At 62.6% G+C, this 6,790-nt stretch carries 5 protein-coding genes; 4 read left to right on the top strand and 1 reads right to left on the bottom strand.

Annotated features, from left to right (window positions below):
• Positions 1-53: 53 nt before the first annotated feature.
• The 3 genes from prfA (at position 54) to B2Z70_RS03595 (ending at position 2,833) form a co-directional block, all read left to right on the top strand.
• Positions 54-1,127: a peptide chain release factor 1 gene (gene prfA / locus B2Z70_RS03605; protein ID WP_009801746.1), complete on the top strand. Its 1,074-nt coding sequence runs from the start codon at positions 54-56 to the stop codon at positions 1,125-1,127.
• Positions 1,124-1,981, top strand: a complete 858-nt coding sequence (gene prmC / locus B2Z70_RS03600; protein WP_292981080.1) for a peptide chain release factor N(5)-glutamine methyltransferase — start codon at positions 1,124-1,126, stop codon at positions 1,979-1,981. The genes prfA and prmC overlap by 4 nt, the downstream gene beginning before the upstream one ends.
• 255 nt (positions 1,982-2,236) lie before the next feature.
• Complete coding sequence (locus B2Z70_RS03595) at positions 2,237-2,833, top strand: DUF4167 domain-containing protein (RefSeq protein ID WP_292981077.1); 597 nt, start codon at positions 2,237-2,239, stop codon at positions 2,831-2,833.
• A 78-nt stretch (positions 2,834-2,911) separates the two neighbouring features.
• On the opposite strand, the gene B2Z70_RS03590 is transcribed toward B2Z70_RS03595, so the two are convergent.
• Entirely contained in the window at positions 2,912-3,988 is a 1,077-nt protein-coding gene (locus tag B2Z70_RS03590; RefSeq protein ID WP_040613189.1) for a glycosyltransferase family 4 protein, read from the bottom strand.
• Between the two features lie 676 nt (positions 3,989-4,664).
• Between B2Z70_RS03590 and putA the strand changes: the two genes are divergently transcribed.
• The coding region (gene putA / locus B2Z70_RS03585) for a bifunctional proline dehydrogenase/L-glutamate gamma-semialdehyde dehydrogenase PutA (RefSeq protein WP_292981074.1) at positions 4,665-6,790 on the top strand (2,126 nt) is incomplete at its 3' end.

Below are 6,790 nucleotides of genomic sequence, written 5' to 3'. Positions count from 1 at the left end.
GCTGCAGCCTCACCCCCTTTCCAAAACACGCGCCCGGGCGTAACTGATCGAGCATGAGTATTCAGGACGCAAAGCTGGACCAGGTCATTGACCGGTTCGATCAGGTCGAGGCGCGTTTGAGCGCTGCCGCGGACCCCGACGAGATTGTGAAGCTTTCCAAGGAGCACGCCGAGCTCAAGCTGGTGGCCGAAAAGGCGCGCGAGCTGAAAACCGCGCGTGAAAGCTTTGAAGAAGCCGAGGCCATCATCGAGGATGGCTCTGACCGGGATATGGTCGAGCTGGCCGAGGAAGAGCGCCAGGAGCTCAAGAAGCGACTGCCGGGCCTGGAACGCGAGCTGCAATTGCTGCTGATCCCCAAGGACCGCGATGACGACGCTTCCATCATGCTGGAAATCCGCGCCGGGACGGGCGGGGATGAAGCCGCGCTGTTCGCGGGCGACCTGTTCCGCATGTATGAGCGCTACGCCTCCAATCACGGCTGGAAGGTCGATGTGGTCGAGGCGTCCGAGGCGGAAGTCGGCGGTTACAAGGAGATCGTCGCCTCGGTCAGCGGCAAGGGCGTGTTCGGCAAGATGAAGTTTGAATCCGGCGTGCACCGGGTTCAGCGTGTCCCGGTCACCGAATCCGGAGGACGCATTCACACCTCCGCCGCAACGGTGGCGGTGCTGCCCGAGCCCGAGAATGTCGAGATCGACATCAAGGACGAGGATATCCGCATCGACACCATGCGCGCCTCCGGCGCGGGCGGTCAGCACGTGAACAAGACCGAATCCGCCGTGCGGATGACCCACATCCCCACCGGCATTGTCGTGGTGAGCTCGGAGAAGTCCCAGCACCAGAACCGCGCCATCGCCATGCAGGTGCTCAAGGCGCGCCTGTATGAGAAGGAGCGCCGGGAGAAGGATGAGGCAAGGGCGGCCGAGCGCAAGGGCCAGGTCGGCTCGGGCGACCGGTCCGAACGCATCCGCACCTACAACTTCCCCCAGGGCCGGGTCTCGGATCACCGCATCAACCTGACCCTCTACAAGCTCGACGAAATCCTCTCCGGCGATGCGCTGGACGAGGTGATCGACGCGCTCCTGTCCGAAGACCAGGCCGCCAAGCTCGCGGCGATGGAAGAGGCTTGAGCGGGCTGACCCGCTCAGACCGGCTGCGCCTCGCGGCAGAGCGTCTGAAAGCGGCTGGAATCGATGAGGCGGCTGATGACGCCCGCCGCCTTTTGCTGGCGGCGTTCGACGCATCGCCCGCCCGGCTTCTGACCGAGATGGCGTCTGAGATGCCGGATGCAGAGCTCGGGCGCTTTGACGCGCTCATCGGGCGTCGGGAACAGCGCGAGCCGCTGTCACACATCCTCGGAACCCAGCCCTTCTGGACATTGGAGCTCAAGGTCACGCGCGACGTGCTGACCCCGCGAGCAGACACGGAAACCCTCATTGAAGCGGCGCTGGCGGCCTTTCCGGATCGCAGGGCGCCCTTGCGCATCCTCGACATCGCCACCGGGTCGGGCGCCATCATCCTGGCGCTTCTGAGTGAATTTCCGAACGCGACCGGCGCCGCCACCGATATCAGCGAAGCGGCTCTGGCGGTGGCGCAGGAGAATGCGGATCTCACCGGGCTCGCCGACCGGGTGAGCTTCCAGCATCAAAGCTGGGCGGACGGGCTTGAAGGCCCGTTTGATCTGCTGGTCTCCAATCCTCCCTATATCGCGACCGCGGTGATTGACGAGCTGGAGCCTGAAGTGCGGGCCTATGAGCCGCGCATGGCGCTTGAGGGCGGGCGGACCGGGTTCGAGCCCTATCCGCATCTGTTCGCCGAAGCGTCGCGCCTTCTGGTTCCGGGCGGGCTCGCCCTGTTCGAGATCGGCTATGATCAGGGTGTGCGGGCGCGGGAGGCGGCGTCCGAAGCGGGTGCGAAAGAGACGCGCATCCTCAAGGATCTGGCGGGTCATGATCGGGTCGTGAGCCTGCGGTTTTCCGTCTGACCGCTTCTGCGTGCAGAAAAGTGTTGGAATCTCCCCGCAGCTGCGTCTAGGGTGCGGTCAAGTCCAGCGGGTGATGCAGGTCGGAGCAGGGGCTGTTCTGACGCGATTACCGGGCGCCCCGCTGACCCATTGGCCCATACGCTATCGAGTTCGACCGCAATCTTCTGTTTGCGTTCGCGCCGATAGACGCGGATTTCGCGGATCGTGTCGGCTGGAACGGTATCAACAACCCGAAAAGAGATCAGGTTCTTGAACATGAAGCGTCAACGCGGACGAGGCCGAAAGGCCGGATCGCCCAGTAACCGCTCGTATGAGAGCAACGGGCCGGACGTCAAAGTTCGGGGCGCCCCCTCTCATATCTATGACAAGTACATGCAGCTCGCGCGCGACGCCTCTTCCGCAGGCGACCGGGTCATGGCTGAAAACTACTATCAGCATGCCGAGCACTATCTGCGCATCATGCAGGCGAACCAGCCCAAGCGCGATGAGCGTGACGACCAGAACAATTCTGGCGACGACTCGGATGCGAGCGATGACGCCGCTGACAACGGCAATGAGAACAACGCTGACAATGCGGGTTCGGCTTCGTCGGAAGACGCGCCGCGCCAGCGCCGTCCGCGCGGCCGTCGCCGGCGTGAGGACAATTCCAGCGATGATCCTCTGCAGGTGGTCGAGCCTGAAGGCGCTGACGCCTCTTCCTCCTCGGATGCGGGCGACGACCAGCCCTCGGGCGAGGAGAAGCCCAAGAAGCGCACCCGCACACGGCGCACCAAAGCGGATATCGACGCCCAGAAGGCGCTCGACGCTGCGGAGGGGGACTCCGAAAAAAAGGATAAGGGCGAAGCAGCCTGACCGGCTGGTTCGCACCTGTTAAGGAAAAGGCTGGAGCCTCGCTCCAGCCTTTTTTGTTTCCGGTCCCGGTATGGGCGGTTAACCGCCGCGGCCAAGGCGACGCAGGCGTCGCCAGAACCGCCGCCGTTCCGGGCGGGGCTGGGGCTTGAGATTCTGGACGAACTCCTCGGCGCAGGCGCGCCAGGAGTATTTCTCGGCATAGGCCCGGCAATCCTCGCGCTTCATCTCGAGCGCTTCCAGGCAGGCGGTCTTCAGGTCGTCATTGACCGAGCCCGCCTTGGAGCCGGGAATGATGTCCTTGGGGCCGTTCGCCACATAGGCGGCGACGGGCGTGCCGGTCGCCATGGATTCCAGGATCACGAGGCCAAAGGTGTCGGTGAAGCTGGGAAAGACCATGACGTCCGCGTCCGCGAAATGGCGCGCCAGCTCGTCGCCCGACTTGTTTCCGGTGAAGATCACTTCGGGATAGTTTTCCTTCAGCTCCTCCAGTTGCGGGCCGGGGCCCACCACCACCTTTGTGCCGGGAAGGTCGAGGTCGAGGAAGGATTCGATGTTCTTCTCGACGGCGACGCGGCCGATATACACGAAGATCGGACCTTCAACGCCTTCATAGACGCTCTTGCCGCCCATATGGCGCTTGTCGGGATGGAACAGCTCGGTGTCCACGCCGCGCGCCCAGGGGGTGATGTTGTTGAAGCCGCGCTCGGAGAGGAGATCGCGCATGGAGGGGGTCGCCACCATCAGGCGGTTGCCCGAATTGTGGAAGCGCCGCATGAACCAATAACCGGCCGAGATCGGAATGAACGGGAAGCGCGCATTCACATATTCGGGGAATTTGGTGTGATAGCTCGTGGTGAAGGGCAGCTTCCACTTCAGACAGATGGCGCGCGCCGCCTGTCCCAGCGAGCCTTCGGTCGCGATATGGATGGCTTCGGGCTCGAACGCCTTGAAACGGGCTTCAAGCTCCTTGCGGGCGCCGACCGCCATCTTGATCTCGGGATAGGTCGGCAGCGGGAAGGTCTTGAACCCGAGCCCGGGATGGATCACCTCCACCTCATGGCCCATGGCCCGGCACTCCTCGACCGTGCGCGACAGCGTACGCACGACGCCATTGACCTGCGGCTCCCACGCATCGGTGACCAGCATGATGCGCAGCGGCGCGCTTTCCTCCATGGGAAGGACCTCCAGAACCTGTCTCTCTTCAGGCCGGTTTAGCGCGTTTTCGCCATTTGTCGAAGGGCTGTCGGCGCCATTCTCCGGAACCTCCGGCTCCGGCCTGACGACAGCGCGTCAGCTGTGGAACGCTTCCCTGACTGCGCCGTTGATATGGTGTCCAAGCTTTGTCTGCGCTCCCAGGGCGCAACATGGACGTCCGAGGCAATCTTCAGAGGAGGACCTGTCAGCAGGCAGGATCTCGCCAAAAAACAAAAAACCAGACTTGGCGGATTTCCCGCGCAGCAGGCGCGATATCCAGCGTATGCAGGTGTCCACAGAAATAGATTATCAAATCTATACAAGCACTAATGCGCTGTTCGAAATAGAAAATTTCAACTCGGAAATCTGCCCGGAATAGGATTGCTGCAATCAAAATCTGCGATGAAGTAAAGTTCAAAGGGCGTTGTCATGAGTCGATCTGTAATTGAATATGCTGAAGTTAATTTAGTTATTTTCAGCTCAAAATAAAATCTATGCAGTTATGCTGCATTGCGATGTTCTGCGGACTTGTACTGATTGTGAATAGCTGGGGTTGAATTCTATGACTTCAGCAAGCATTGTCCGCTCTAACAGGGCCGGATGCGCCGGCCGCTCCGGGTTCGAGAGGCTTTGGACCATGCGCGATTGGACAGACGTATCTATCGATTGGGATGCACTGGACGGCGAGAAGTTCGCTGATGAACGCCAGGCGGCCCGCAAGCTGGAAGACGCAGTCGGCTTGAGCCCTGAAGGGCGACAGGCGGCCAGCGACGCCGCGATCAAGCTCGTCGAGAAGGCGCGTGAGACGCGTCATGGCGGCGGCCTGATGGAGAGCTTTCTTCAGGAGTTCGGTCTGAGCAACAAGGAAGGCCTGGCCCTGATGTGTCTGGCCGAGGCGCTGCTGCGGGTTCCGGACGCGGAAACGGCCGATGATCTCATCGCCGAGAAGATCGGGTCCGGCTCCTGGGTCGAGCATGCCTGGAAATCGGATAACTGGCTGGTCAATGCGTCTACCATCGGCCTGATGATGACCGGTTCGATTCTCAAGGTGGATTCTCGCGCCGAGAAGAATCCGGGCGAATACTTCAAGCAGATGGCCGGACGTCTGGGCGAACCCGTCATCCGGACCGCCGTCAAGCGCGCCATGCGAATCCTGGGCGAGCAGTTCGTTCTGGGCCGCGACATCGAGAGCGCGATCAAGCGCGGCCGCGGCTGGAAGACCTATGGCAAGGTCAAGCCGCTCTTCAGCTTTGACATGCTGGGCGAGGGCGCCCGCACGGAAAAGGACGCCAAGCGCTATCTCGACAAATACCGTCACGCCATCCGCGTGGTGGCCGAGAAGCGCCAGAAGGGCTCGATCGAGGATGTGGACGGCGTCAGCGTGAAGCTGACCGCCCTGCATCCGCGCTATCAGGCCGTGCGTCAGGCGCAGGTGATGGAAGAGCTCTATCCGCGCGCGCTGGAGCTGGCCCAGATGGCCAAGGATGCGGATCTGGGCTTCAGCCTCGACGCCGAGGAAAGCGATCGCCTGGTCATTCAGCTGAAAATCTTCGACCGGCTCGCGCGCGAGCCCTCGCTGGCGGGCTGGGACGGCCTCGGGATCGTCATCCAGGCTTATCAGAAGCGCGCCATGAGCGTGCTCGAGAAGCTGATCGAGCTCGGCCAGGAAACCGGCCGTCGGTTCATGGTGCGCCTGGTGAAAGGCGCCTATTGGGATACCGAGATCAAGTTCGCCCAGATGAACGGTCAGACGGACTTCCCGGTCTGGACCACCAAGCCGGCGACCGATCTCAACTATCTGGCCTGTGCGCGACAGATGCTGGCCGCCCCGGACGCCATCTTCCCGCAATTTGCGACCCATAACGCCCACACCCTGTGCGCCGTGCGTCAGATTGCGGCCGAGACCGGCAATCCGCCCTATGAATTCCAGCGCCTGCACGGCATGGGGGAGCCGCTCTACGCCGCGGCGGCGCAAACCTATGCGGATCTGGGCGCGGTGCGCGTCTACGCTCCGGTGGGCAGCCATCAGGACTTGCTGCCCTATCTGGTGCGGCGTCTTCTGGAGAACGGCGCCAACACCTCTTTCGTGCACGCCTTCCTTGATGAGGATGTGCCCGCCGCCGATGTGGCCAGCGGTCCGTTCAAGGCGGCGGCGACGCTTGATCGTCACCCCTTCATCTCCATTCCGGCCAAGCTGTATGGCCCGGATCGTCTGAACTCCAAGGGCATGGACCTGACCCAGGCGCGTGTGCGCGAGCGGCTCGCTGAGGCCCAGAAGGCATTCGACGAGAACGCGCCCTATGCCTGTGGTCCGATCATCAATGGCGATGCCCGCACAGGCGACGGCCAGGCGATGCACAGTCCGGCGGACAGGGAGTTCACGGTCTCAACCCTTCACGAGGCCACCGAAGAGGACGTGAAGACGGCGTACAAGATCGCTCATGACTCCCAGAAGGACTGGAACGCCAAGGGCGGACCGGCGCGCGCCAGGATCCTGCGCGACATGGCTGACGCGCTTGAAGCGAACACCGACCGGTTGATGGCGCTGATGGCGCGGGAAACCGGCAAGACCCTGCCGGACGGAATCGCCGAGGTGCGCGAGGCGGTCGACTTCCTGCGCTATTATGCGGTGGAAGCGGAAACCAAGTTCGGCGATCCGGTGCGTCTGCCCGGGCCGGCGGGCGAAACCAACCATCTGGGTCTGGCCGGACGCGGCGTGTTTGTCTGCATCAGTCCGTGGAACTTCCCGCTGGCGATCTTCAC

This window comes from Oceanicaulis sp. UBA6590, assembly GCF_002433705.1.
In the GTDB taxonomy this organism is placed as follows: domain Bacteria; phylum Pseudomonadota; class Alphaproteobacteria; order Caulobacterales; family Maricaulaceae; genus Oceanicaulis.
The sequence above is the reverse complement of the archived record's forward strand: the minus strand, read 5'-3'. Positions and strand labels throughout refer to the sequence as shown.

Bases quoted from the DNA above. Each gene is read 5' to 3' on its own strand.
- prfA (WP_009801746.1), top strand. From the start codon at position 54: ATGAGTATTCAGGACGCAAAGCTGGACCAGGTCATTGACCGGTTCGAT.
- B2Z70_RS03595 (WP_292981077.1), top strand. From the start codon at position 2,237: ATGAAGCGTCAACGCGGACGAGGCCGAAAGGCCGGATCGCCCAGTAAC.